The organism is Streptomyces sp. NPDC023527 (genome assembly GCF_055560115.1).
This window is the reverse complement of record NZ_JBVHJJ010000002.1, coordinates 272,001-298,166: the sequence shown is the minus strand read 5'-3', so window position 1 is coordinate 298,166 and position 26,166 is coordinate 272,001. Positions and strand designations below refer to the sequence as shown.

17 protein-coding genes and 1 tRNA gene are annotated in these 26,166 nt (G+C 67.8%); 6 read left to right on the top strand and 12 right to left on the bottom strand.

Going from position 1 to position 26,166, the window contains the following annotated elements; genetic code table 11:
* The 5 genes from ettA to ACZ303_RS04815 all read right to left on the bottom strand — a co-directional run bounded on the left by ettA (window position 1) and on the right by ACZ303_RS04815 (window position 8,033).
* Window positions 1–1,665: an energy-dependent translational throttle protein EttA gene (gene ettA / locus ACZ303_RS04835; protein WP_467335069.1), complete on the bottom strand. Its 1,665-nt coding sequence runs from the start codon at window positions 1,663–1,665 to the stop codon at window positions 1–3.
* 324 nt (window positions 1,666–1,989) lie between these two features.
* A complete protein-coding gene (locus ACZ303_RS04830) occupies window positions 1,990–3,441 on the bottom strand; it encodes a Cys-Gln thioester bond-forming surface protein (RefSeq protein ID WP_467335068.1) in 1,452 nt (483 codons plus the stop codon).
* Between the two features lie 223 nt (window positions 3,442–3,664).
* Entirely contained in the window at window positions 3,665–4,099 is a 435-nt protein-coding gene (locus ACZ303_RS04825) for a single-stranded DNA-binding protein (RefSeq protein WP_467335066.1), read from the bottom strand.
* Window positions 4,100–4,287: 188 nt separating this feature from the next.
* Window positions 4,288–6,405, bottom strand: coding sequence for a GTPase (locus ACZ303_RS04820; protein WP_467335064.1), 2,118 nt, complete (start codon window positions 6,403–6,405; stop codon window positions 4,288–4,290).
* A 5-nt stretch (window positions 6,406–6,410) separates the two neighbouring features.
* Window positions 6,411–8,033: a dynamin family protein gene (locus ACZ303_RS04815; RefSeq protein WP_467335795.1), complete on the bottom strand. Its 1,623-nt coding sequence runs from the start codon at window positions 8,031–8,033 to the stop codon at window positions 6,411–6,413.
* A gap of 305 nt (window positions 8,034–8,338) precedes the next feature.
* Between ACZ303_RS04815 and ACZ303_RS04810 the strand changes: the two genes are divergently transcribed.
* Together ACZ303_RS04810 and ACZ303_RS04805 are read left to right on the top strand one after the other, a co-directional pair.
* Window positions 8,339–8,414: transfer RNA gene (locus ACZ303_RS04810), tRNA-Arg, on the top strand.
* A gap of 384 nt (window positions 8,415–8,798) precedes the next feature.
* On the top strand, window positions 8,799–10,331 hold the full coding sequence (locus tag ACZ303_RS04805) for a CBS domain-containing protein (RefSeq protein WP_467335062.1): 1,533 nt from the start codon (window positions 8,799–8,801) through the stop codon (window positions 10,329–10,331).
* Between the two features lie 28 nt (window positions 10,332–10,359).
* On the opposite strand, the gene ACZ303_RS04800 is transcribed toward ACZ303_RS04805, so the two are convergent.
* From ACZ303_RS04800 to ACZ303_RS04780, 5 genes are all read right to left on the bottom strand, one after another.
* Window positions 10,360–11,943, bottom strand: coding sequence for a serine/threonine-protein kinase (locus tag ACZ303_RS04800; RefSeq protein WP_467335061.1), 1,584 nt, complete (start codon window positions 11,941–11,943; stop codon window positions 10,360–10,362).
* Between the two features lie 177 nt (window positions 11,944–12,120).
* The gene (locus tag ACZ303_RS04795; RefSeq protein ID WP_467335059.1) at window positions 12,121–15,297 is read right to left on the bottom strand and encodes a type I restriction endonuclease subunit R; all 3,177 of its coding nucleotides are present in this window, start codon (window positions 15,295–15,297) and stop codon (window positions 12,121–12,123) included.
* A complete protein-coding gene (locus tag ACZ303_RS04790) occupies window positions 15,294–16,373 on the bottom strand; it encodes a restriction endonuclease subunit S (RefSeq protein WP_467335793.1) in 1,080 nt (359 codons plus the stop codon). Before ACZ303_RS04790 ends, ACZ303_RS04795 begins: the two co-directional genes overlap by 4 nt.
* Window positions 16,374–16,504: 131 nt before the next feature.
* Window positions 16,505–18,514, bottom strand: a complete 2,010-nt coding sequence (locus tag ACZ303_RS04785; protein ID WP_467335058.1) for a type I restriction-modification system subunit M — start codon at window positions 18,512–18,514, stop codon at window positions 16,505–16,507.
* An 80-nt stretch (window positions 18,515–18,594) separates the two neighbouring features.
* On the bottom strand, window positions 18,595–20,826 hold the full coding sequence (locus ACZ303_RS04780; RefSeq protein ID WP_467335056.1) for an N-6 DNA methylase: 2,232 nt from the start codon (window positions 20,824–20,826) through the stop codon (window positions 18,595–18,597).
* Window positions 20,827–20,978: 152 nt separating this feature from the next.
* Here ACZ303_RS04780 and ACZ303_RS04775 point away from each other — a divergent pair, with 152 nt between their 5' ends.
* The 4 genes from ACZ303_RS04775 (at window position 20,979) to ACZ303_RS04760 (ending at window position 24,733) form a co-directional block, all read left to right on the top strand.
* The gene (locus tag ACZ303_RS04775; RefSeq protein WP_467335054.1) at window positions 20,979–22,205 is read left to right on the top strand and encodes a ParB N-terminal domain-containing protein; all 1,227 of its coding nucleotides are present in this window, start codon (window positions 20,979–20,981) and stop codon (window positions 22,203–22,205) included.
* Window positions 22,206–22,353: 148 nt separating this feature from the next.
* Window positions 22,354–22,857, top strand: coding sequence for a hypothetical protein (locus tag ACZ303_RS04770; RefSeq protein ID WP_467335052.1), 504 nt, complete (start codon window positions 22,354–22,356; stop codon window positions 22,855–22,857).
* Window positions 22,854–23,540 (top strand): hypothetical protein, encoded by a 687-nt coding sequence (locus ACZ303_RS04765; protein ID WP_467335050.1) that lies wholly within the window; start codon window positions 22,854–22,856, stop codon window positions 23,538–23,540. The genes ACZ303_RS04770 and ACZ303_RS04765 overlap by 4 nt, the downstream gene beginning before the upstream one ends.
* A 50-nt stretch (window positions 23,541–23,590) precedes the next feature.
* A complete protein-coding gene (locus ACZ303_RS04760; RefSeq protein WP_467335048.1) occupies window positions 23,591–24,733 on the top strand; it encodes a Fic family protein in 1,143 nt (380 codons plus the stop codon).
* A 31-nt stretch (window positions 24,734–24,764) separates the two neighbouring features.
* On the opposite strand, the gene ACZ303_RS04755 is transcribed toward ACZ303_RS04760, so the two are convergent.
* A complete protein-coding gene (locus ACZ303_RS04755) occupies window positions 24,765–25,424 on the bottom strand; it encodes a hypothetical protein (RefSeq protein WP_467335046.1) in 660 nt (219 codons plus the stop codon).
* 443 nt (window positions 25,425–25,867) lie between these two features.
* Window positions 25,868–26,146: a hypothetical protein gene (locus tag ACZ303_RS04750; RefSeq protein WP_467335044.1), complete on the bottom strand. Its 279-nt coding sequence runs from the start codon at window positions 26,144–26,146 to the stop codon at window positions 25,868–25,870.
* Window positions 26,147–26,166: the final 20 nt, after the last annotated feature.

The following is a 26,166-nucleotide window of genomic DNA, read 5'->3' as shown; positions in this document are numbered from 1 at the left end:
TCAGCCTCGGGTGAGCTTCTTGTAGGTGGCACGGTGCGGACGGGTGGCGTCCGCGCCGAGGCGCTCGATCTTGTTCTTCTCGTACGACTCGAAGTTGCCCTCGAACCAGTACCACTTGGAGTCGCCCTCGTAGGCGAGGATGTGCGTCGCGACCCGGTCGAGGAACCAGCGGTCGTGGGAGATGACCACGGCCGCACCGGGGAACTCCAGCAGCGCGTTCTCGAGCGAGGAGAGGGTCTCGACGTCGAGGTCGTTCGTCGGCTCGTCGAGGAGCAGCAGGTTGCCGCCCACCTTGAGCGTGAGCGCCAGGTTCAGGCGGTTGCGCTCACCACCGGAGAGGACGCCGGCGGGCTTCTGCTGGTCCGGGCCCTTGAAACCGAAGGCGCTGACATACGCGCGGGACGGCATCTCGACCTGGCCGACGTTGATGTAGTCCAGCTCGTCGGAGACGACGGCCCACAGCGTCTTCTTGGGGTCGATGTTGGCGCGGCTCTGGTCGACGTAGGAGATCTTGACGGTCTCGCCGATCTTGATCGAGCCGGAGTCCGGGGTCTCCAGGCCCTGGATCATCTTGAACAGCGTCGTCTTGCCGGCGCCGTTCGGGCCGATGATGCCGACGATGCCGTTACGCGGGAGCGTGAAGGAGAGGTCGTCGACGAGCATCTTGTCGCCGAAGCCCTTGGAGAGGTTGTTGACCTCGACGACGACGGAGCCCAGGCGCGGGCCCGGCGGGATCTGGATCTCCTCGAAGTCCAGCTTCCGCATCTTGTCGGCCTCGGCCGCCATCTCCTCATAGCGAGCGAGACGGGCCTTGGACTTGGTCTGACGGCCCTTGGCATTGGAGCGGACCCACTCCAGCTCCTCCTTGAGCCGCTTGGCGCGCTTCGCGTCCTTCTGGCCCTCCACCTTGAGGCGGGTGGCCTTCTTCTCGAGGTAGGTCGAGTAGTTGCCCTCGTAGGGGAGCGCCCGGCCGCGGTCGAGCTCCAGGATCCACTCGGCGACGTTGTTGAGGAAGTAGCGGTCGTGGGTGACGGCGACAACGGCGCCCGCGTACTTCGAGAGGTGCTGCTCCAGCCAGTTCACCGACTCGGCGTCGAGGTGGTTGGTGGGCTCGTCGAGGAGCAGCAGGTCGGGAGCCTCGAGCAGGAGCTTGCAGAGCGCGACACGGCGCTTCTCGCCACCGGAGAGGTTGACGACCGGCCAGTCGCCGGGCGGGCAGCCCAGGGCGTCCATGGCCTGCTCGAGCTGGGCGTCGAGGTCCCAGGCGTTGGCGTGGTCCAGGTCCTCCTGGAGCTTGCCCATCTCGTCGAGCAGCGCGTCCGAGTAGTCGGTCGCCATCAGCTCGGCGATCTCGTTGAAGCGGTTGAGCTTCCCCTTGATCTCCGCGACGCCGTCCTCGACGTTCTCCAGGACCGTCTTGCTCTCGTCGAGCTTGGGCTCCTGCATCAGGATGCCGACGGTGTAGCCGGGGGACAGGAACGCGTCACCGTTCGACGGCTGCTCCAGACCGGCCATGATCTTGAGGACGGTGGACTTACCGGCACCGTTGGGGCCGACCACACCGATCTTCGCACCGGGCAGGAAGCTCAGCGTCACGTCATCGAGGATGACCTTGTCGCCGTGCGCCTTGCGCGTCTTGCGCATGGTGTAGATGTACTCAGCCAAGAGAAACCGTCCGGCAATCGAGAAGGGCCAATGTGCGGCTCCGCCGCGTGAGGGCAGATACACCCCATCTTGCCGCACCGGTACCCCTTGACGGAAACGGGTTGTCCAGCGATCACGCTCCTGGGGCGGCTGATGCCTCCCGGGGCGGGAACCGTCACCCGTGGGCCCGGCGGACCCGGCCGGGAGGGCACCGGTCCGGGGTGGACGCCGGGACGGAGCCGACGCCGGGCCGGGTGGGCGCCGGGGCGGACGCCTCCGGGCGGCTGATCCCGCGCGCGGGATCGGCCGGGGACCCGGAGGGGCCGACGGAGCGTCCCGGCGCGGTCACTCCCCGGGGGCCGTGGGGGCCGTCTTCTCGCGGCGGAGGAGGTAGACCGCGCCGCTGCCGACGACGATCAGGGCGATCGCTATGCCGGTGATGGTCGGCGTGGTTTTGCTGGCGCCGGTCGAGGCGAGGTCGCCGTCGACGGAGGCGCTGACCGTGCCCTTTCCGGTGCCGCCGGTGGACGCCGGGCTCATCCGGGAGGCGAGCGTGGCCTTGGTGCCGGCCGTCCCGGCACCGCCGGTGGTGGCCGCCGCTCCGGTCTCCGCGGTCGCGCAGTCCATGATCCCGGCGAAGGTCCGGGAGAAGCCGTTCGGCCCCTTGATCGTGAACTTGTACGCCTGGTCCTCGGCCACCTTCACCAGGGTCGTCTCCTTCCGGCCGGCCGGCACGGTGTGCTTCGCGCCGTCGAGCTCGAAGGTGAAGGGGGCGTCGCCCTTGTTGTCGGCGGTGACCTCCACACCGCCCTTGGCGCAGTCCTTCTTGGCGGACAGCGCGGGCATGGCGCCCTTCTCCGCCCAGTTCGCGGTGGCGGTCGCGGCGACGGTGCTCTCGCTGGAACCGGCCAGGATCTGCGTCTGCGTCGTGGTGTGGTCGCCGATGAAGACCCGGCCGACCGGGACCTTCGTGGCGGCCGTGGCGCGCAGCGACAGCGACCCGTCGTGCGCCCCGGCGCGTACGTCGAACCAGAGCTCGCCGCCGTTGCCGATGGAGGTCACCGGCTTGCCCGCCTTGTCGACGATCCTGACGCCCTTGGCGGCGGCGTCCCCGGCGGGTGTGACGGTGACGCTGCTCGCGTTGGTGTGGACGGTGACGGGGCCGAGCTTCTGCCCGGACCTGCCGGAGACCGCCGCCGGGGTCAGCGTCAGCGACGCCTCGGGCTCCTCGGCGTCGCGGGCGCTCTTGAAGAGGTGGTCGGCGAGCTTCTCGGCGGCGGCGTCCTTGGCGTCGACCTGGACACCGTCGGAGTAGCGCCAGATGGCGACCTGGGTGCCCGCGGCGGCGGTGTTCGCGTCGAGCGGGCCCGTACCGGCGTCCTTGGCGAGGGCGGCGAGGTCGTTCACCTGGGGGTAGGAGTGCTGGAGGATCCAGCGGATCTTCCCGGCGTTCTTGTTGGCGTGCAGGGACGACTCGGCCCAGCCCGCCTCCTTGTACCGCGCGCCGTCCACGGTGTTGGTGAGGATGTCGAGGCAGTACGTCTGGAGCGAGCCGCCCCCGTCGACCTTCATCTCGAACAGACCGGCCGGGACGTCCCCCGTCTTGCGGCGGTCGTGCACCACGGCTCCCGAGCCGGCCGTGATCCTGCCGAGCGTGGCGCTGACTCCACCCGGATTCTGCGGCGCGCCGTCCGCGACGGCGGGGCCCACCGCGGCTATCGTGCCTACGGCGGTCAGTCCCGAGACCAGGACCACCGCGGCAAGGCGGGCAGCTCCCCACCCCTTGACAGAAATCATCGATTTCCTTCCGGGCGAACGCAGATCCAGATCGATGCGCATCGCCAGCGAACTCAACACTCAGAAGCCCCCGTTGCCACGTGCTGCGAACGTGATCTTAAAGAGCGAGCGCGACATCATCCCCACCCAGAGCTCCGCTCAACCGATCCGAATCGGAATCGTTACCGGGGGAAGGCCGCCTGACCTGGCATTATCGATAAATCGGCGGGGCAAACACCGCATTTCACACAGGACTCGCCCCGACCGCCACCGCGGCCGCCCCCACCATCCGCACCGGCTCGACCGGCAACGGTCTCGCCGGTGACACCCTGCGGAACGCCGAGGTGCCGCGCGTCAGGTCATGGCCGATCGACACGGCGTCGATGTGCGCCGACAGCCACCGTCTCCCCTCGCGCTCCGCGTCCTGGATGCGCAACTTCCCCTGCACGATGAGTGGTTCACCGATCGACACCGAGGCCACGACATTGGCGGCCAGCGTCCGCCACGCCCACACGGTGTAGAAGCTCGTGTACGCGTCCGCCCACTCCTCCTTGCCGCGGTCCCAGCGGCGCACCGTCGCCGCGAGCCGGAACCGCGAGATGGCCGCGCCGTTCGCCGACTCCTTGAAGTCGGGTTGTGTCGCGACGTTTCCCACGACCGTCACCAGCGTCTCGTTCATCCGGACCGCCTCCCCCGCTTCCCCGCCGGCCTGCGCCGGCCGGTCTGAAAGTGCCGCCGCGTCCGTCCCCGGCGTGCTGTCACCTCATGCTGCACGCGATCGCGAAAGTTCGCTGGAGCCTGTGGAGGAGCGCGCGCGTGTGGACAACGCCGTCACCCACACGACTGCCCGGAGCCCCCTGGCCCCTCTCAGCCCCCTCCCACACCGCCCGCCGCGATCACGAACTGCGCCCGTACCTCCCGGTACCGCAGCAGCTCCGCCGCCACCGGCTCCAGCACCCGCTCCCGGCCGCACCCCGCTGCCGCGTTCCGCAGCCGCCGCTCGGTCTCCAGCCCATACCGCCGGGCCGGCCCCCGCGCCAGCATCCGACAGGTCCACGCGAGCACCGGGGCGCCCATCCCGCCGCCGGTCAGCAGCAGCGCGGGCGCCCACCACTCGCCTTCGTACGCGCCCACCGCCGCCCCCACGAGCCATGCCACGCCCAGCAGTTGCAGGACGGAGAGCGCCCACTGGCCGACCGCGACCATCGCCCACCACCCCGGGCGCACCGGCCGTGGCGGCGCCCCACCGCGCGCACGCCGCGACGCGGTACGCGGCCCGCGCGGGCGCCCCACGCCCGTATGCCCCGCGCCCGTAGGCGGCCCGCCAGTACGTCCCGCGCCCGTGCGAGGCCCGCCTGCACGCCCCGCGCCGGCGCCTCCCGCGCCCGTACGCGGTCCGCCCGTACGTTGTCCGCGCAACCGTCCCGTCGCTCCCGCCCCACCCGACGCCGTGGTCGCGGCGGCCACGGCGTCCAGCGCCTCCGGCAGCCCCTCCGCGCCCCGGCTCGCCGCCTCGCGCACGGCCTGCGCCCACGGGCCGGGCAGCCCGGCGGACGCCTCGGACGCGAGGGCTCGTACGGCCTGCTCCACCAGCGGCCGGGAGACCGTACGGCGGGAGGGCGGCGCGCTGGTGATGGCGCGCCTCGCACCGGTGTCGCCGATGTAGACGGTGCCGGTCACGGTCGGCGGGCCGCCGCAGCGGGCCACGCGCCTGCGCTCGCGCCAGCGCCGGGCCAGCGTCCAGGACGTGCCGCAGGCGCGCTCGGCGTCCCGCAGCCAGGCCCGTTCGGCCGCGAGACCGGCCGCCTGGGCGCCCACCGCCTCCGCCAGCCGGTCGTCGAACTCGTGCCGCGCCCGTTCCGTCAGCCCCGGCCGCCCGTCGGCCACGTACGCGGGCCGCAGCCTCGTCGCGACGCCGTCCACGTCGGCCATCAGGCGGCGTTCCGCCACATTCCGCCCGGCGGTGAACTGCGCCAGCGTCTCGCGCAGTTCACCGACTCCCTCGCCGGTCAGCGCCGACATCGCCAGCACCGTGGCGCCCGGCTCGCCGTGTTCGCCGAGCGCCAGCCCGTCCTCGTCCAGCAGCCGCCGCAGGTCGTCCAGCACCTGGTCGGCGGCGTCCGTCGACAGCCGGTCCACCTGGTTGAGCACGACGACCGTCACCTCGGCGTAGCCGGCCAGCGGCCGCAGATAGCGCTCGTGCAGCACGGCGTCCGCGTACTTCTCCGGGTCCACCACCCAGATCACCGCGTCCACCAGCCCCAGCAGCCGGTCCACCTGCTCGCGGTGGCCGGTCGACGCCGAGTCGTGGTCGGGCAGGTCGAGCAGCACGAGCCCGTGCAGGCCCGGGTCGTACGGCCGGACGGGCTGGCGGCGCGCCCTGGGCGGGATGCCGAGCCGGTCCAGCAGGCCGTCCGCGCGGTCGGCCCGGTCCGTCCAGGCGCAGGCCAACGCGGCGGCCGTCGTCGGCCGGCGCACCCCGGCCTCGGAGAGCTGGGTGCGGGCGAGGGCGTTGAACAGCGTCGACTTTCCGCTGCCCGTCGCACCGGCGATGGCGACGACCGTGAGGTCCATCGAGAGCCGCTGCCGTGCCGCGGCCTCGTCCAGCATCCGCCCCGCCTCGGCGAGCGTCCGCCGGTCCAGGCGCGCCCGTGACAGCCCGACCAGCTCCCGCAGGGCGTCGAGGCGCGGCCGCAGCGTGCTGCCGGCGTGGGGGGCGGTGAGGGGCTCGGAGAGGGGCATCGTCGGGCGCGCGGGCGCGGGCGCACACTGCTGTAGCGCGTCGTGCGCGGGGCCCGGGCGCGGTTGGGCCCGGCGCGCGATCAGCCCGTCGTCCCAGGCGCGGCCGGGGGCGTCGGGAACGGACGACGCGTCAGATCCGTTCCGCCGATCGCGCTCGTCGCGTGCGTCGCGCCTGTCGCGCGCGTCGCGTCCGTTGCGTTCTTCGCGTTCATCGCGTTCGTCGCGGCTGTCGGATCGGGGCATTGCGGTCACCTCTCCCTCTGCAGTACGGACAGGGCGGCGATGAGCTCGACCTGGTGGTCGGGGGTGACGTCGAGGGCTTCCAGAGGCGCGGTGCGGCGGTCGCGTTCCGCGTCGAGTACGTTCTCCAGGCAGTCGGCGAGCAGCTGCCCGCCCCGGTCGCGCAGCCGGAGGATGCCGTGCGCGCCCAGCATCTCGGCGAGGCTCTCACCGGCGACGCGGGCCCGTCGGCCGCCCAGCAGGGACACGGCCAGCAGCGCACCCGCCCGGTCGGCGTCGACGCTCCCGCCGCGCTCGGCGGCTCGTACCTCTTCCTCCGCGAGCTCCTCCAGACAGCGCCGCCAGCGTCGTACGGCCACGCCGACGCGGTCCTTGGCACCGTCCGGGTCGCGCGGGGCGAGGACGCTCTCGACGGCCGTGTCGTCGGCGCAGGCGGTCGCGATGTCCTCGTCGGCGGCGGCGACGGCGCAGGTCAGCAGCGCGGCCAGGGAGCTGGTGAGGGAGCTGAGCAGTTCGTCCGGTGTGCTGTCGTGGGGGTGGGCGCGCCAGTGGGTGAGGGCGTCGCCGGCCAGCACCTCGCCCGCGGCGACCTCGCGCCGTACGCGCTCCGCGGCCTTGCCGTACGCGTCCTCGACCCGCTGCATCAGCCGTACGGCGGCGGCGTGCTGCATCGCCACGGCTCCGGCGAGCCCGGGCAGCCGCGACCGCAGCGAGGCCAGCAGCCCCGCGACGGTACGGGCGGCTGCGACGGTACGGGCCGCCGGGTCCTGCGCGCGCTGGTCGAGCCAGGCGCGCAGCCCCGCGACGGCGGTGGCGGGCAGCAGTCCGCTTCCGCCGCCCGCGGACTCGGGGAGCTCGGGGATGGTGAAGCGCGGCACGTCTCCGAGGCCGGCGGCGGCCAGGAGCGCCCCGTATTGCTTGGACACCTCGGCGGCGACCTGATGGGGCACCCGGTCCAGGACGGTGACGAGGGTGACGTCGTACTCCTTGGCGGTACGCAGCAGGTGCCAGGGCACCGCATCGGCGTACCTGGTGGCGGTGGTGACGAGCACCCAGATGTCGGCGGCGCAGATCAGCTCGGCGGCGAGTTCACGGTTGCGGGCGATGAGAGAGTCGATGTCCGGGGCGTCGAGGAGGGCGAGACCGCGCGGCAGAGCACGGTCGGTCTCGATGCGCAGGGCGGAGAGCTCACCGCTGTCCGCCTCGTCGCTCTCGTTCGTATCGTCCGTCAGAAGTGCTTCGGGCAGGGTGATGTCCTGAGCCGGCACCCAGACCCTGCGGAGCTCCGGCAGCACGCGCGTACCGGCGAACCAGTGGTGGTCGTCCGGATGGCACACCAGCACTGGCGTACGGGTCGTCGGCCGTAGGACCCCGGCCGCAGTGACCCGTCGGCCCACCAAGGAGTTGACCAGAGTGGACTTGCCGGCCCCGGTGGATCCCCCGACCACCGCGAGGAGCGGCGCTTCGGGGGCGCACAGGCGGGGCACCAAGTAGTCATCGAGTTGCGCCAGGAGTTCGGCACGGTTTCGACGGGCGCGGGCGGCGCCGGGGAGGGGGAGCGGGAAGCGTGCGGCGTCGACACGATCGCGCAGTGCGGACAGCGCGTCGAGCAGCCGGGGCTGTACGTCCAAGGTCGCCACATGTGAAGAATGCCCAATTTTGGTGGGATTTTGAAGCGTATAACCCATGGCGCGCGAGGCGTGGCGAATGGGGCCCAGGCATAACGAGTACACAACACCCGCCACCTGAGGCGTAAAAAACGATGCAAGATTCGTACCTGCCTGCGATTATCAGGACCGCTTCACCAAACCTCCACATCGCGTCACGGAGGTGAAGCAACCGGGACGAGGTGAGCGGAGCCCTATCCTTGTCCCCGGCAAGGTCACGGCACCACCGAGCCCGGGGCTTCAGCCGTTCGCGACCGCCGTACACACCGGCCCCCGTAGCTCAGTGGATAGAGCAGGCGCCTTCTAAGCGCTTGGCCGCAGGTTCGAGTCCTGCCGGGGGCGCCACGTTTTTGCAGGTCAGGCGCCATTTTTTCGGCCCGTCGCGAGATCACTCACGGCGGGCTTTCGCTACTCTCGACGAGCCTTTTGCAGGTCCATACCACCTGCGTCCCAAGAGGGTCTGCCGTCCTCCGCCTCATGGAAGGCTCTGCACAGGGAAGTGCCTGGTCAGCACGCCCCTAATGGCACTTCGGATGAGAACGGAACAAGCATCCTTGTGGCACCTGCTCTGTTCTGAACACTCCGATGAGGACACACACGGCACGTTCTTGGCTTGGTCTGTCCCTCCCCAGGCCACAGCGAAGCAGCGCCGCCAAGTACATTCGGGCCCACTCCAGGTGAGCCGCGCGACACGGATGCGGCTGTTGAAGAACGCGAGGGTGGGGAGCCATGACCAGAGCGTGGACGGTCCGTGGGGGCCAGTTCGGGGAGCGCGAGGAACAAGCACTGGATGAGGGCGTGGTGATCGCCGGCTGGGAGGAGGTGGGCGATCTCAGCGGCTGCGCGTCGATCGCCGACGTGGGGGACCTGCTCGCACGGGCCTATCCCGACGAGGCACCTGGCACAGTGGACAACTGGAAGCACCAGCTGTGGCGGTTCATCACGATGGAAATTGGCGACCTCGTCGTGATGCCCCGCAAATACCTGGCCGTCGTCGCCATCGGGCGCTTGACCGGAGGGTACAAGTACCGGAGCGAGGCCGCTCCTGGCTTCCGCCACACGCGGAAGGTCGACTGGGTACGCACCAAGGTGGAGCGCGCCGCGATTGGCGGTGACCTCCGTGACAGCATCGGCGCGTTCCTGACGGTGAGCGAACTGCGACGCCGTGACGCGGCACACCGCATCGAGACACTCGCACAGACCGGCGTCGATCCGGGGTACAAGGGTGCCGTCGAACCACCCGCAGACTCTGAGGCGCTGGCGCAGGACGTCCAGGAGGAAGGCACCCGCCAGCTGACCGCCCGCGACCTCATCGGTCTGTGGGGATGGCAACGCCGCACGGGTGACGTCATCGACCTCGTCGACCAGGAACTGGCCACTCGTGGTCTGCGCGTCGCTCCGCACTTCACGGAGGTCCAGCTCGACGGCCTGGTCACCGTCTCCGCCCTGGAGGCCCCCGCGACTGACGAAATGCCTCAAGACCTCCCAGGAACGGATGCCAGCCGTGTCACGGCACACGGAGCGGGCGAGGATCTGAGCCGGCACTGGCGCATCGGCAGCCTCCCCTTTGTCCGCGAGGTGGTCACAGTCGGCTACGACGAACCTCTCAGCCGCGCCATCACGCGCATGGTCCAGGGGGATTTCTCTCAGCTGCCGGTGGTGAACCGGAACAACGTGCTGCGCGGGGTCGTCACCTGGGAAAGCATCGCCCGCGCCCAGCTGGGCCGCCGAGGCAACACGATCGCCGCAGCACTGGATCCCCACCCGCACACCGCGCAGGAGCAAGAAGAGCTCTTCGTGCGCATTGACGATATCCAGCGCCACGGGTTCCTCATCGTCACCGATGGCGACAACCTGGTCCTCGGCATCCTCACCGCATCCGACCTGGCCGACCAACTCAGGCTTCGGGTAGAGCCGTTCATCCTGCTCGGCGAGGCAGAACGACGGCTGCGCCGCCTGACCAACAGCCTGACCGTGGACGAGCTGCCCACCGGGTCGGGCGTGCGCAAGACTCGAAGTGAGGGCAAGTACCTCACCCTCGGCCAGTACCCGGAGGTTCTCAAGGACGACACCTGCTGGGCCAGGTTGGGATGGCCGTACGAGCAGGACGACCTCGTCCGCCGCGTCACCGAGGTCAAGAACTACCGCAACGAGCTGGCCCACTGGGACATGGACGCCCCCGAGACGAAGACCGAATCCTTGACCGCGACCAAGCAGCTCCTGAGCCTGCTCAAGCTGATCGACCACGATCCCCGGCCATGACGGCGTCGCCGGGGCCGGATGCCTCGTGTCAGGCGTCCGCCCCCGGGCCGTCGAGGCCGAGTTCGATGACGGCAAGAGCTTCGGCGATCTCGACTGCCAAGTCGTCCTCTGGCCCGCTGACCAAGAGGATGTCCTGGTAGAGCGGTTCGAGTACGCCCTTGGCTTCCGCTGTGTGTCCCTGAGCCAGCAGCAACATGCCGATGTTGTGCCGGAGCTCGACAGCTTCCTCGCTCGCGTCGCTGTCAACAGCACGCACGACGTCCAGCACTTCACGGAGCTGCGCCAGTGCATCAGTGACCAGGCCGAGTTCAGCGCGGCACCGTGCCGCCTGAGCCCGGCACACACGGGCCTGCTCGCTGGCGGGCCCGGCGATTCGCGCGTACGCGTCTGCGAGAGTATCGAACTCGGGACGCGCAGCACGGTAGTCACCGCCCAAGAGGCGGATCGCAGCACGCCGTCTACGCATGGCCAGAACAGCCTTGTTTTCAGGTCCGAGCACGCGGGCGGCCGGTTCGATGGCCTCTCCAAGCACGTCGACGGCCTGCGCGAAACGGTCATCCTGGATGAGGTGATCTGCTTGGTCGTAGGCAGCCTTGATGTCCTCGCGCAGCTGGGCGGGGACCGGCATGGGATGTGCGGCGGCAGAGGCCGGCCTGTCTGCGGCAGAGACCTGTTCGCGGGCTCGGGGCGCGTAGGGCTCGCGGTAAAGCGCCGTCGGATCTGGCACCCCGATGGGGCTTGGACCACCGACCGCCGACTCCTCGCCGGGCTGCGGCAGGAACGGCAGCAGCGCCTCGTAGACCTCCTGAGTGTCGGCGGGTCGCTCCTCAGGCGCCTTCTTCAGCAAGCACAGGACCAATGCCTCCAGCGCCTCCGGCACGTCGGGACGCAACTGTCTCAGCGGGGTGGGGGCTTCGTTGACATGGTGGTACATGAGGCCGAACTCGTCAGGAGCTGTGAACAGCAGCCGCCCGCTGAGTAGTTCATGCAGAACGCATCCGAGCGCGTAGAGGTCGGCCCTCGGCGTGATTGTGCCGCTGCGTACCTGCTCGGGAGACATGTACTGATAGGTGCCAAAGGGGGTCCCGGTGGCAGTCAGCTTCGTAACGTCCGTGCGGAGGATGGCAGCGATGCCGAAGTCCAGGACCTTTACCGTTCCGTCGCGAGCCACGAGGATGTTGGACGGCTTCAAGTCTCTGTGAACCACGGGCACTTGGTGAGCGTGCGACAGGACGGTCGCGACCTGCGCCGCCACCGCTGCCGCCCAGCCGATCGGCAGCGGATGAGACGGGTTGACGTACCGGGTCAGCGAGACGCCGTCGACGAGTTCCATCACCAGGAACAGCCGCTCCAAGGAAGCATCTAGCACCGCGTCGTACACCTGAGGTACGCCAGGGTGCTGGATACGTGCGGTGATCCTGGCCTCACGTTGGAAGCGCTTGGCGAACTCCTCAGCCAGATGCGGAGAAGCGGCCAGGGTTGCCTGCCTGAGCAGCTTCACCGCGACCGGTCGGTCCAGGACGGTGTCGTAGCCGCGCCACACGTCGCCCATTCCACCGTGGTCAAGCTCCTCCAGGAGTTCATAACGGTCAGAGATGGACTCGGACGGCACTGTGCTCTCGCTTCCTGTGACAACTGGTGATCTGTCGGTGCTCGCAGCGCAAAGGTGCGTGCTCAGTGTGGCAACTGAGGTGATCATTCGTCCAGGTCAGGTCCAGCCACGATCGGGGGCGGCACCGGAGCGAGTCTCCCCGGAACCGCCACCCCATGTGCTCATGGCTCGACGCCATCAGAACTCGTCGTCGATCCCTTCCTCACGCCGGATCATCCGCCAGGCCGCCCTGCGCGCGCTGCGGTCCAGAGTCGACTTGAAGCCCCTGTCCGCGCCGAAGTACTGGCGTCCGAGCCCGGCGATGGTGTCGATATGGTCGGCCATCTTGTCCTCAAAGACGTCGTCGAAAACCAGTCCGAAGTTGTCCACGTCGTTGTTGGCCACGGCGGCGGCCCGCACCTTCGGGTCGGCCTTGGCCTCTTCGAAGGGGCGTAGGACATCTTTTTCGGTGAACTCGGTGCCGAACTTCTCGTTGAACTTCTCGATCAGCTCGGACAGCAGCGACTTCTCGGCCTCCTTGGCACCTCCGGCCCCGTCACCGAACCCCTTCAGGTCCGCTGCCCCCTCAGGGCTGAGTGAGACGTCGTACTCGCCGGTCTTCTCCACGCGCATATGGCTGAGGTCGACTTCACCAATGTCCACGCCTCCGTCGGCTCGCCGCGGCAGCCGGTTGAGCAGATGACGGCCGTACAGGTGCAGCCGCTCCAACTCGGCATCCTGGTAGGGCACGATCTGTGCGAGGAACCCGTACTTTCGTACGTAATCGTTGAGATTGGCTCGGAAGTCCTCGGCGGTCTCGACCTCCTCGTCGTCCTCACTCTCCATCAAGGCGGTGAACCGCTCGACGGCCGGGGACAGCAGCCGGTACAGCTCGGCGTGCAGCTTCTCCCACTTGGCCTGGGAGCCGCCCGCCTTCTGCTTCGCCTCGAAGTACGCGGCGGCAAACTCGTCCATCTCGTGCTCGGCGAGAACCGGCGCGGACATGACGCGGCCTTGCGCGGTGTAGAGCAGGTTCGGGTCGGAGGGGAGGGTCATCGCCTCCTCGAAGTACGGCCGGAAGGCGTCCTGGATGTCCTCGGCCTCGTTCACGAAGTCCAGGACGGCGAGATCGGACTGCGCCTTGCGCTCGGCGGTCCGGTTCAACCGGGACAGCGTCTGCACGGCGGCGATACCGGTCAGTGTCTTGTTGACGTACATCGTCGTGAGGAGCGGCTGATCGAATCCGGTCTGGTACTTCTCCGCAACGACCAGGATCTTGTACTCGGACTTGCCCCGACCGCCCGCCTTCACAGCCTTGTCGTCGGCGTGTGTGTACGCGAACGCCTCGGGCAACGCGCTCTCGGCGAGCCCTCCGTTCTCCTTGCTCTCGGTGGTCTCCTCACCGTCGACGGTGAGCGAGCCGGAGAAGGCGACAAGGACTCCGAGGTCCGGGTACTTCGTGTCGTAGTCTCGGTCCTTGATGTAGCTCTTGATGGCACGCGCCATCTGCACGGCGGACTGCCGCGACGAGGTAACCACCATCGACTTGGCGCGCCCGCCGAGCCGGCCGCGGGTGTGCGTGACGAAGTGCTCCACGATCACCTGGGCGTGCTGCGCGACGGTCGAGTCGTGGGTGAGCGCGTACCGGGCGAGCAGGCCGTTGGCCTTGGAGGGGTCGACCTCCTTCTCGTCCGGGTTCTGGTTCACCAGCTTCCAGTACGTGTTGTACGTGACGTAGTTGCGCAGCGGGTCGAGGATGAAGCCTTCCTCGATGGCCTGCCGCATCGAATACGTGTGGAAGGGCCGGTATTTGGCCTCGCCGGCGACATCGTCGAGGGTGCCGAAGAGTTCGAGGGTCTTGGCCTTGGGGGTCGCAGTGAAGGCGAAGTAGGAGAGGTTCGCGGCCTGCGCCCGCTCCTCGGCCTTCTCCTTGAGCTGATGGGTGAGCGTGACGGTGGTGGCGCCGGCATCCTCGGAGTCGGAGTCCAGACCGAGGTCGCGCAGAGCTGCCTTGACGGCCGTTGCGGCGTCACCGGACTGCGAGGAGTGCGCCTCGTCGACGACGATCGCGAAGCGGCTGCCGGCGATCTCGGTCGGGTTGCGCTTGATGTAGTCGAGCAGCGCCGGGAACGAGTGCAGGGTTACGGTGACGATCTTCCCAGTGTCCCGGGAGAGCGCGCGGGCGAGTTGCTCACCCTTCGCCCCGTTCTTCTCGTCGATCTTCACGACGAGCCCGGCGGTCCGTGAAAAACTGCCGACAGTCTCGCGGAGCTGGGCGTCGAGGTTGCGCCGGTCGGTGATGACGATGACCTTGTCGAACACCGGCTCGCCGGGTGTGATGCGCCCTGCGGTCACGGCGTCCTGGTCGAGAGCCCGCGGGTCGGTGGCGGCGTGCAGGTCGGAGAGCCGGTGGGCGAGCCAGCCAATGGTGTTGGACTTGCCGGACCCGGCGGACGCCATGATCAGATAGTTCTGCCCGGAACCGTGGTGCGTGGCGTGGGCGGTCAGCTTCTTCACCACGTCCCACTGGTGGTAGCGGGGGAAGATCGTGGTCCGGCCGGCGCCCTTCTTCTGCTTCTGTTGGTGCACGAAGCGTTCGAGGAGGTCGAGCCAGTTCTCCCGCTCCCAGACCTGTTCCCACAGGTAGGAGGTGGCGTACGTGCCGAAGGCGGTGGGGGCGGGGTTTCCGGCACCGCCGGGCTGACCCGGGCCTTCGGAGCCGGTGTTGAAGGGCAGGAAGCGGGTGTTCTTGCCCTTGAGCTGAGTGGCGACGAAGACGAGGTCCGGGTCGACGGCGAAGTTCGCCACGACGCGCTTCGCGAAGATCAGCTCGGTCGGGTCGCGGTCGCTGCGGTACTGCTCCTTGGCGTGCTCGACGCCCTGTCCGGTGAGCGGGTTCTTTAGCTCAGCGGTGGCGAGAGGGATTCCGTTCAGGAATAGGGTCAGATCGAGGCGGTGCCCCCAGTCGGCCTGCTTCGTGGCGTACGGGAGTTCGCGGACGACGGTGAGACGGTTGGCCCGGTACGGGGCGAGGATCGCGGGGTCCGCGACGAGATTCGGCTTGAAGTAGGCGACGCGGAGCTTCACGCCGCGGTCCTTCACGCCCTCGCGCAGGACGTGAAGCACGCCGTGCTCGGCGATGGCCTGGTCGAGGCGGCGTGCGAAACCGCGCTGGGCTTCGGCCTGACTGCCGTAGACGTTCGCGAGTTCGTACCACTCGTCGGGCTGGGTGCGGCCGATGAAGGTGAAGAGCTCGTTGGTGTCGAGGCCAAGGTCGGGCCGGTAGTCCTCGGGGTTGGCTTCGCGCCAGCCGCGGTCGAGGAGGGCGGCGACTATGGCGGAGCCGAAGGCTTTCTCGTTGTGCACGGCGCTCATGAGGTCGGGACTCCGTCCGTTACGTTGCGGCCGCTGGCGGTGGAGACGTCGAATTGGCCGGTTACGGCGGCGGTGATTAGGGCTTGGCGACGTTCGGCAACAAGCTTTCCAAACACTTCGAATTTGCCACGCAGAGGTCTCACAGTCCGGATCTGCTCGCCGATATAGCGTTGCTCAGAAAGTGAGGCTTCAGGAATCGGGATACGCCCGAACATGTCCCAGTTTCGAAAATCAAAGGCTCGCTCGCGCGTACTGAAGGAAAATCCAGTCAGGTAACCTTGGAGCGCGAGAATGCGGAGCAGGCGCCCGTAGTAGAGCGCATCACCATCTCCCTTGGGAGAAACTACATGATAGACAGGACTACAGTTCCCGTCGGCTTCCGATGTTCCAATGGCACCTGCGAAGCCATCAAGCCCATGCACCACCACATCGCCAGTTCGAACACCTTGACCTTGAGGGCCGCTCGAAGCGGAATTCGTGTAGCCCTCGGCTCGGCGCAGCGAACGCGCCGTCACCTGACCGTCACGGAATGCCGTGATCACCTCAGGTGATTCCAGAGCGGGGCGCATTCGCTTTTCCAGCAATCGGCGCATGGCCAGCACAGGAGTGCCAGCGAGTGGGTCACCCAAGCGACTGCGGCCGATTACTGATCGAATCTGGCACTCAATACGTTCGTCGAGCAGTTCATACATCCTCGACCGTGTACGAAGCATTGCGTCCATCTTGGCAGTCTCGGAGTCGAGGAATTCGGCGATACGACGCTGTTCTTCCATCTCAGGTGCCCAAACACGCACTTCACCAAGCTCTTCGGCATTCAGATGCGGCTGAGCTGCGCGCGTGCTCGCCAAAGTCATTTGGTCAAGGGCCACAGTTCCGAGTAGAGAGTAGGCGAGGTATCGGGCCTCAGCTGCCTCAGGAGTGACTCGGAGGTCGTACCCAGGGGCACTACCTGCCCATTCTTTTGAAATGCGCGCCGAATCTCCAGTGCAGGCCCCGCTACGCACAACCAAGATCTCATCTTCGGCAAGAAGCGGAGCGCGATCGAGAGGCAAGTCGGCTAGCCGCGCCCTGATCATATTGACTGCACTAATTTCCCCCCGACTAATGTTCGTTGCCCGCAGAATCGGCACACCATCATCCGAGATCGGGGGTGGCTGACCCAATCCATATCGAATCCGAGCCAGCCGCTTCAGCGGAACGGTGTGCATTACTCGGTCACCTCCCCCAACAGACCCTGAATCTCGATCTCCAGGGCCTTCAACTCCGCGTCGATGTCCGCCAATGGCCGCGGCGGCTCGTACACGTAGAAGTGCCGCGTAACAGGAATCTCGTAGCCGATCTTCGTCTTCGTATGGTCGATCCACGCGTCCGGCACATGCGGGTGCACCTCCCGCTTGAGGTACTCCTCCACGTCCTCGCCCAGCGGCACGTTCTCGTAGTCCCGCAACTCCGGGTCCGGCTCAGGCTGCCCCTTGACCATCTGGACCTCGCCCTCGGGATCACGGACCCCGACCGCCTCGCGCATCGCCTTCATGAACGGCGCGCCCCCGGGCCACAGCAGCCCAGCCGCGACCACCGCGTCCTTGAGGGCGACGAACGCCTCCGCCTTCGTCGCCCATGTCGAGCCGAGCAGCGGGCGGAACGCCTCCACGAACTTCTCCGGCTGCGGGAGCTTAAGCACTGGCTTCGCCGGCGCCAGCCCGGCCAGCGTCTCCTCCGTCACTTCGAAGCGGAGCTTCAACGGCCGTTCCACGGTGATGCGCTGGTAGCCGAAGGCCGAGTTGTCGAAGACCTTCACCTTGCCGTGCAGCTCGTGCTCCGGGTCGGCCGCGACCTGGACCGCCTCCGCATACAGGCGTGTGATGTCGGCAATGTGGTTGGGCTTGCCGTTCTTGCCGTCGCCCAGTTCCTTGCGCTTGTCGCCCAGCGACTTACGCATCTTCACCCATTGGTCGCGGGCGTCCAGCAGCACGACCTTGCCCTTGTGGTCTGGGGCCTTCCGGTTCGTCAGGATCCAGAAATACGTGGAGATGCCCGTGTTGTAGAAGAGTTGGTCCGGGAGGGCGACGATCGCCTCCAGCCAGTCGTTCTCCAGGATCCAGCGGCGGATCTCCGACTCGCCCGAGCCGGCCGCGCCCGTAAAGAGCGGCGAGCCGTTGAAGACGATCGCGATGCGGGAGCCACCGCCCCCGTTGACGTCGACCGGCTTCATCTTGGAGATCATGTGCTGGAGGAAGAGGAGCGAGCCGTCATTGATGCGGGGTAGACCCGCACTGAAGCGGCCCGCGTCGCCCATCGACTTGTGCTCGTACTCGACCTCGTCCTTGACCTTCTTCCACTCCACGCCGAACGGCGGGTTGGCCAGGAGGTAGTCGAACTTCCTGCGTGCGTGGCCGTCGTCGGAGAAGGAATTGCCGGCCGCGATGTTCTCCGGATCCTGGCCCTTGATGAGCATGTCAGAACGGCAGATCGCCCAGGACTCGGGGTTGAGTTCCTGCCCGTACACCTCGACCGTCGCGTCAGGGTTGAGGTCCGTGATGTGATCCTCGGCCGCGCTGAGCATGCCGCCCGTACCGCAGGCCGGGTCCATGACACTGCGCGCGACACCGGGCACGCTGAGCGCGTCGGCGTCCGGCGCGACGAGGAGGTTGACCATCAGCTTGATGACCTCACGCGGAGTGAAGTGCTCACCGGCGGTCTCGTTGGACTGCTCCGCGAAGCGGCGGATCAGCTCCTCGAAGATGTAGCCCATGTTGTGGTTGGGCACGTTCCCCGGGTGCAAGTCCAGGTCCGTGAACTTGCCGATGACCTGGTAGAGCAGGCCCGCCTCGTCGAGCTTCTTGATTTGGCGGCCGAACTCGTACTTCTCCAGGACCTCGCGCGCGTTGTCGGAGAAGGCGTTGACGTAGAGCTGGAGGTTGGCCGCCGCCGTGTTCGCATCGTTCGCGATCTTCTTCAGCGTGAGGGTGCTGGTGTTGTAGAAGGCGTGGCCGGAGGCGCGGCGCAGCAGCCGTTCCGGCTTCACGTCCTCGTCCACATACTGCGCGTATACCTCGGCGAACTTCTCTCGCGTCGGATCAAGGACGCATTCGAGACGGCGCAGCACAGTGAACGGCAGGATCACCTTGCCGTAGTCGGACTGCTTGTAGTCGCCGCGCAGAAGGTCGGCGACGGACCAGGCATGGTTCGCCAGTTCCGTGTGCTTGTTGCTGTTCAACGGTTTCCCTTCGGGCCCGGTTCCCAGAGCGGGACAGGCGGGGCGGATGTGATCCGATGCGATGGAGTGGCTTCAGGCGTCTACGAGGTGGGGTGGGTCGGGTCTGTTCTGTCGCTGCCATTCGGTGACGGTGGCAACAGTGTCCCGCTGGTCAGGCCGTCCGCGAGTGCCTTTGGCATCAACGTGGCGAGTTCGGTCGCCCGACGCGCCTCCTGTCGCAAGGTGTACAGGTCGCGGAAGGCTTCGCCGTAGCGGCGTTGCTCTTCCAAAGGCAGGAGCGGAACACGGAGCCGTGATGGGTCGATGTGCAGCGAGCTGGTCCCGACCGAGGCGCTGTTGAGGTTGTCCTCGGCGGCGAGGAACCCGGCCAGGAACCATGCGTCGAGGCGTTTCGGGTCTGGTCGGATCAGGCGGACTCCGCGGCCGATGACCGCGCCGCTGTCCTGCTCGTCGGCGACGCGGGACTTCGTACCGCTGTCACTACGCATCTCGGCCAGCAGCACATCGCCTTCGGCGACGATCGCCGTCGTGTGCGGGACCGGTGTCTCGGGATCGGCGGTGGCTCGTTGCCCGGTCACGAGGTCACGCCCGCTAAGTACGGGCCGGTTCGCGTATTCGGCGGGAGGCGGGGTGTCTCGTTCCCGGGAAGAGGGCGGGCCGGCGCGGTGGATGGTGAGGGCTCCGCCTCGCGTGAGGTCGGCGAGGGTCGCCGTACGCCACTGACGGGCCTGTGCACCAGCCGCGGGCCAGTCCTCCTGCCGCGCTGATGCAGCCAACGCATCCGCAGCTTGTGCCAGTTCACGCCGGAGCCGCCGGGCTTGCTCAGCGATAGCGACTGGATCTGCCGCAGCCGCCGTCGTACGGATGTTGCGGGCCGGAGTGACGTCGACCAGATCGTCAAGGAGATCCACTACTGGCACGGCGCGCGCCTGACCCGGCACGTCCTCGAAGCCGGACGGGTCAGTGACGTACGAGGTCCAATAGCGCAGCACTCCCTCGCTCAGGGTGTCCCAAGCGGCAGCGACCACACCATCACGGCTGGCCATCCTGCCGCCCAACGTTCGCGCAGGACGGGGCCCAGGCTTCCCGTCAGAGCTGGTCAGGGCGGCGCCCTCCACACACAGGACTGACTGGTATTCCGGGGCGGTCAGTTCAGGGCGCTGAAGAATCCACACGTGCAGCCCGATGTGGAGCGGCGGCGAAGCCCCGGCCGGCAGCGAGACGACAGCGCGGAGCGCGCCTGCCCGGATCAGCTCGGCACGGATACGGCGACTCAGGGAGCGAGTGGCGGCGGCCGGCGGCAGGAGTATGACAGCGAATGCCCCGGGCGTGATGTGGGCCAACGCGTGTTGAACCCACGCCAGTTCTGAGTCGCCACGCGGCGGGACTCCGTAGGCCCAGCGGGGGTCATAAGCAAGTTCGTCGTGACCCCAGTCACGATCGCCATAGGGCGGGTTGCACAGCACGCCGTCCGCGGTGAGGTCGGCGAAGGCGTCGGCGCGCAGAGAGTCTTCCGCGCGGACGTCAGCCGAGGAATCAGACGCTTCGAGGCCCAGGTGGATCAGGCTCCGCCGGGCCTGTACGGGCACTAGGTCCTGACCGTACAGGTGCTGCGCGCCCTGCCGGGCTGCTGCGACGAGTAGGGCGCCGCTGCCACAGGCCGGGTCGAAGACGCGTTTCGGATAAGGGGACTGCGGCGTGGCAGCACCCAGGAGCCGGGCCATGAGGTCGGCCAGCGGGCCCGGTGTGGCATACGCGCCGCTGGCCGCCTCGTCCTCCAGCTCGCGCTCTGCCAGCACGTCAACGGCGTCCTGGGTCTGACCGGCGTCGATACAACGAAGCACTGCGCGGAGCAGAGCCGCGTCCGACGCCGTGTAGGTCACGTCGTCGAATCGGGCCCCCGGCGGCGCGGGAAGCTCATGGGTACTCGCCTGCGCCCGAACCGCCACGTCATCATCTGAAAGCGTATCGGCCGCTTCGAAAAGGTCGGGGCATCGACGCTGAGCAAGTACGAAAGGAAGCAGGCGAGCTGCCACCGAACGGCCGTGCGCGCTCAGCCGCAGCAGGGTGCGCAGCTCTTCGAGGGGCGGGACCTTCTCCCCGTGCCCGCGCCCGGCCAGCCAGGTGCGAACCGCTGCGAGATCGTACAGCGGACTGCTGTCCGTGCCCCCTGCGGGAGACGGGAAGTCTGCGTATCGCCGGCGCCAGTTGCTGACTGTCGCACGCGTGACCCCAGCGAGGCGGGAGATCTCCGCCGCGGTGACCTGAGCGGACACCTCAGGCACGGCGGAAGGCTCGGGCTGCTTCGGCATGACAAGGGTTCCTCGCTGTTCGGCATGAGCGACAGGAAACAGATTACACGACTCCGAATTCGAATCAACTGTTTGACAGTGCTTTCAACGATGTGCTCAACTCGAACTGTCGCCGGCCGTAAGCGTCTGGCACCCACCTCATGGGGGAATCCATGACCATTGCCATGCCCACCGCCACCATCGAAGGCATCCAGCTCACCGTGACCGCCTTCCGCCCGGACGCCGTCATCGGCACCGTCGGGCTGCCCACGCTGCTCCAGCTCGTCCCGTCACCGAAGGCCGAGGAGGACAAGCGGGCGCTGAAGTACGCGTCCGGTTCGGTGCGCCGCCATGCCGAGGTGCGCGCCTTGGTCCAGCGCATGCTGAAGTCGACGCAGAAGGGGCGGAACGTAGCCGCGTACGCCTCCTACATCGCGACCGGCGTCAGCGGCGGGCACGGCGCCGCGTGGTCCACGCCGCCCATCACGCTCTGGTTGGACGGCCGGCCCGGCGCGGTCGGCGACGGACTCGTCGCGGGCAGCGGGATCTGCCGGATCACGGTGCTGCCGGGCTCTCCCGTGGTGGCCATCGACGGGGAGACGCAGGTCACGGCCTGGCATGAGCTATACGACGACCCGGAGCGGTTCGGCGTGACGTTCGAGCAGCTGAGCCGGGTCCGGGTGCCCTTCGAGCTCTATTTCGGACTCAGCGTTCAGGACGCCCGGCAGATCTTCTACGATCGCAACGTCGAGGGCGTACCCGTCGCCAAGAACCTCGCCATGTCCATGGACCAGCGCGACATTGGCACTCAGCTCGCGCATCGGATCGCCGAGACCGTGAAGGTCGAACACGACGGCAAGATCGTACCGCTCACCAAGCTCGTGCAGAACCGCAAGCGGCAGCTCACCAAGACCGACCCCGAGGTCGTCACGCTCTCCGCGCTGCGCGTCCTGGTCATCACCACGCTGCACGGACGCGCAGGGCTGAACCTGTCCTCGTCCACGGTGCACGACGTCGACCTGCCGGACGGCGTCGACGCCGAACAGGCCGAGCGCGAACTCGTGCCGCTGCTGTCGCACCTGATCGCCGGACTCTTCCCCCACTTCGCGGCACGCAACGCGGTGAGCGCTCCCGCCGTCCTCGCCGGCATTGGCATCGCCGCCCACCAGGCGACGAGCTGGGCGGCGACCGGCACGCGACTGAGCCCGGACGAGCTGGTACGTCTCCTGGAACCGGTGTGCTTCGAGCGCGAGGCCCGCTACTGGGACGGGGTCGCCGCCAGCGCCAACGCCTCCGGCACTCTCAACTTCGGCGGCGGCGCCAAGGGCTCTGGCGGCCGGGTGGCCGATGCGATCCTCGGCCCGGACACGGACCACGGCCGCCGGATCCGGGGCTGGTGACGGAAAGGCGCGCACGGGGCCGTAACGGCTCCCAATGCACCGCCATGAATCCTGACGCCCACCAAGGCGGGGCGGCTTAGCCGACGCAGGGCCGCCCTGCCCACGCCCATCCCACATGAGACCGGAGGACAGAGTGAACGCAGTCGAGATGCGTGAATTGGAAGACCTGCTCAGGGACCTCATCAGGTCCGCCGGACTCGACTGGCTGCTCGACGAGCTTGACGAGGCCATCGCCACGGGCATCGCGGAGGAGAAACTCCTTCAGCGCCGCCGCGGCACGTCCACCGAGGAATACGAAGCACTCGCCGTCGCAGACGTGGGCACGGACATCTTCCACAGGTCCCTCAAGCGCGGGGCGTCCGTGGTGGTCACCACCCGCCCCATGAACGCCCGCGAGCGTACGGAGCTGCACCTCGACGCTCTGCGCCGGCTGTTCCTGGAACTGCCCGAGATCGAAGCGGAAACCCTCAAGATCGTGAACGCCGAGGACGATCCGCACCGCGTACCCGTGCGCAGCGTTCGGTTCGTCCCGGACGAGGAACTCACCGGGCGCCGGGACCAGACCCATGAAGTCGCCGCACGCCTTCCCGAAGACACCCGCGCACACCTTCAGAACCTGTTCCGCGAAGCTCGCGAGGAGATCAGCCGATGAGCGCCGTCAACACCCTGCTCCACGAGATCCGGACCCTGCTCGCCGGCCCTGGGGTCTCCTACACCTCAGCATCTCAGCCCTGGGACGTCTACGAGGGATACCTCTTCTCCTTGGCAACCTCCACCGCGAGCAGCCTGGGAGCCTCCGTCCGCTACAGGGACGTCGATGGGAACGCCGTCAACAATCTGGTGTTCCGCACCAGCCCCGGCCAGCTCTACAGCACCACACACCCGTACACCCACGCCGTGGTGGAATTCAACCGCGCCCCGGCTCTGGAGGTGCACCTCGGCGTCCAGGTCCAGGGGAACTCCGGCGTGCTGCACGAGTGCGACGTCCTGATCCTGCCGGCCGACGAGGCGGCGCTCTCACGGCAGATCCGGATGGCACCGCGGGGCAACAAGTGCCTGCTGGCCATCGAGTGCAAGTACTACACGGCCAGCCGGGTCGGCATCGGTCATGCACGCAATTTCGAAGGGCTGCACAGCGACCTGAGGACCGCCCGGAACCTGTTCGTCTCCAACACGGGAGCGTCGAGCGTGGTCAAGTACCTTTCCGCCCGCAAGCGCGGATACGAGCGGGAGGTCGTGCCGGCCAACGTCAACACGGTCGGTTACACGCGCGGCCAGATCCGCGAGGCGTTCAAGATCTACCTCGGTAAGACCGCTCCGTCCACGGTGATCTGATCCGGACACGCACGCTTGACTTGATGACACAATTATCGTGTCATGGACGCATGCTGTACGCGACTCCCTCCCTGGACACCGACGACCAGCGGGCCCTCGACGAGATCGAGAGCATGCGCCGATCACTGCGCCACATGCTCCGGGCCACCCCCCGCTGGACCCGCCAGCTGCGCCGCAACCTCACCGCCCGTGCGATCGCCGGATCGAACACCATCGAGGGATACGCCGCGACGGTCGACGACGTGGAAGCCCTCATGTCCGGCGAGGAACCCCTGGAGACCGGCGAGAAGACACGTGCCGAGCTGGAGGGTTACCAGCGGGGCATGACCTACATCCAGGCCCTCGCCGACGCAGGCGACGACTTCCGCTACGACGCCGGGCTGCTCAACGGCCTGCACTTCATGCTTCAGGGACACCACCTCGACAAGCGCCCCGGCCGCTGGCGCGACGGCCCTGTCTACGTCACCAGCCCCGACGACCCTCTGGTCCCGGCCTACACCGCACCGGACCAGGCGGACGTTCCCGCTCTGATGTCGGAGTTCATCGACTGGCTCAACGAGGGCGACCTCGACGCCCCCGTCCACGTCCGCGCTTCCATGGCCCACCTCAACCTCGTCAAGATCCACCCGTGGAAGGACGGCAACGGGCGCATGTCCCGTGCCCTGTCCACCCTCGTGTTCTCCCGAGAAGCCCTGATGCCGCCCGAGTTTTCGTCCATCGAGGAGTGGCTCGGCCGGGGACAGAACACGTACGCCTACTACCAGGTCCTGGAAGACGTGGGCGGCCCACACTGGAGCCCGGAGCGGGACACCCGGCCCTGGATCCGGTTCTGCCTGACCGCACACCATCGCCAAGCCCAGCAGGCCCAGCGGCGCTTCGACGTAATGTCGCGGGCCTGGACCCGCTTGGTCGAAGGCGTCGAGGCAGTCGGCCTGGACGAGCGGGTGGTCTACGCCCTGCTGCCCGCCTTCTCGGACGCGAAGGTCCGTCGCACCGTCTACCAGCAGGACGCCGACCTCAGCGACCAACAAGCAATCCGCGACATCCGCGAGCTCGTCGCCCGCGGCTGGCTCGTCCCCCACGGTAAGGCCCGAGCCCGCTACTACGCCCCCGGTCCCCTCATGGACCCGGTACGGGAAGAGATCCGCCAGTCCATGGAGCCGTACACGGATCCCTACCGACGTACTCGCTGACCTTGCATGCTCCTGGCGCCATTCAGTCGTACTACGCCGCCGCGGCCTCCCGCACCGAAAGGCTTTGCGCCGGCTCGATGCGGGCCTCCAGTTCCTTGGTCTGTCCGACAATGCAGCGGGCGTAGGTGGCGTAGAGCATGGCCACGCTGGTGCCAGCCCACGCGGCTACCTGTGCTGGATGGACACCGTTGTTCAGCCAGCTGGTCAGGTAGGTGTGCCGCAGGTCGTAGGCGCGCTTGCCGATCGGGGAGTCGTATTCCGCCTCGGTAAGGGTCGCCCTGCGGGCCTTGCCCCAGACCCTGCGGTATACGGAGCCTGCGAGCAGGCCGCCTCTCTCCCCTTGAAACAGGATGTCGGTGCTGGAAAGGCCGTACTCCTTGATCAGGTCACGCAGGATCGCGACGAGTTCAGGATAGGCCGGTACGACGCGAGTGTCGCCCTCACCGCGGCCCTTGAGGTTCCGCTCGTCATGAACCTGGCCTGTGTCCGTCCAGTGCCGTCCCGCTTCGGGTCGTGTGGCGTGCACGAGCAACTCGCCCCAGCCGCGTTCGGGGAGAGCAGCGTCACGGACGAAGAGAGCAACGGCTTCCTCGGGGCGCAGTCCGGCGTAGTAGAGGCTGGCGAAGTAAGCGCGGTAGCACCGGCCCATACGCGGACGGTAGCCGATCCAGGCCAGAAGACTTGTGTTCATGCCGAGACTGAGCAAGCAGCGTCGGTCCACAGCAACGCACTCCCGCGGGATGCTTCTGCGCCCCTTGGGTAGAGGGTTGTTCGGGAGGATCTTCCGCTGCACCGCGTATCCCACCGCCACGTTCAGGATGCGGCGATGCCGCCGGACCGACGAGGCCGCAGCGGCTGATCCATCCAGCAATGTGCCGAGTGCCAGGAGTACGTCGGCTACCGCTGCGGGGTCACCCCAAATTTCCATAGTGGGGCTACGGCGTCGCGCCCAGTCGAGGAGCGTTACGACCTCAGACGGCGCCTTGTCCCGACAGTTGGTGTTGAACGCCCACTCGCGCAACGCGGTACGGAAATGTCGCACGCCGCCGCCAGGAGGGTTTCCGCCCAACAGAGCCGTCGTTGTGATCACGAGTGTCCGGGCAGTGTTCTTGCGGTGGTTCGCGGAACCCTGGGTCACTGAGCGTCAACGAACTGGACAGCGAAGTCGTACCAACTCATCGAGGAGGCTGCCGGCGAGTGCTGATCCGGCAGGTCGGTCAATATGTTGAATGGGACGCCATGATGCGTCGCGGTCACCGGTTCAGCACGAAATCCGTCGGCCAGGGCACATGTCTGGAACGTTTTTCGGTGCTTCCTCCCCTCGACGGCCCAGCGCACTCCATAAGAAGCCCCGCGCTGCCCCTCGTGGACCTCGATCTGCCAAACCCTGACGTCATAGGCGGCCTCCATCACACGCCACGCCTCGATCCAGC

What these genes read in the sequence shown, in the direction of transcription:
- ACZ303_RS04755 (WP_467335046.1), bottom strand. Translation starts at nt 25,424, where the DNA reads ATGAACACAAGTCTTCTGGCCTGGATCGGCTACCGTCCGCGTATGGGC.
- ACZ303_RS04780 (WP_467335056.1), bottom strand. Translation starts at nt 20,826, where the DNA reads ATGCCGAAGCAGCCCGAGCCTTCCGCCGTGCCTGAGGTGTCCGCTCAG.
- ACZ303_RS04775 (WP_467335054.1), top strand. Translation starts at nt 20,979, where the DNA reads ATGACCATTGCCATGCCCACCGCCACCATCGAAGGCATCCAGCTCACC.
- ACZ303_RS04770 (WP_467335052.1), top strand. Translation starts at nt 22,354, where the DNA reads ATGCGTGAATTGGAAGACCTGCTCAGGGACCTCATCAGGTCCGCCGGA.
- ACZ303_RS04830 (WP_467335068.1), bottom strand. Translation starts at nt 3,441, where the DNA reads ATGATTTCTGTCAAGGGGTGGGGAGCTGCCCGCCTTGCCGCGGTGGTC.
- ACZ303_RS04820 (WP_467335064.1), bottom strand. Translation starts at nt 6,405, where the DNA reads ATGCCCCGATCCGACAGCCGCGACGAACGCGATGAACGCGAAGAACGC.
- ACZ303_RS04805 (WP_467335062.1), top strand. Translation starts at nt 8,799, where the DNA reads ATGACCAGAGCGTGGACGGTCCGTGGGGGCCAGTTCGGGGAGCGCGAG.
- ACZ303_RS04765 (WP_467335050.1), top strand. Translation starts at nt 22,854, where the DNA reads ATGAGCGCCGTCAACACCCTGCTCCACGAGATCCGGACCCTGCTCGCC.
- ACZ303_RS04760 (WP_467335048.1), top strand. Translation starts at nt 23,591, where the DNA reads ATGCTGTACGCGACTCCCTCCCTGGACACCGACGACCAGCGGGCCCTC.
- ACZ303_RS04825 (WP_467335066.1), bottom strand. Translation starts at nt 4,099, where the DNA reads ATGAACGAGACGCTGGTGACGGTCGTGGGAAACGTCGCGACACAACCC.
- ACZ303_RS04790 (WP_467335793.1), bottom strand. Translation starts at nt 16,373, where the DNA reads ATGATCAGGGCGCGGCTAGCCGACTTGCCTCTCGATCGCGCTCCGCTT.
- ACZ303_RS04795 (WP_467335059.1), bottom strand. Translation starts at nt 15,297, where the DNA reads ATGAGCGCCGTGCACAACGAGAAAGCCTTCGGCTCCGCCATAGTCGCC.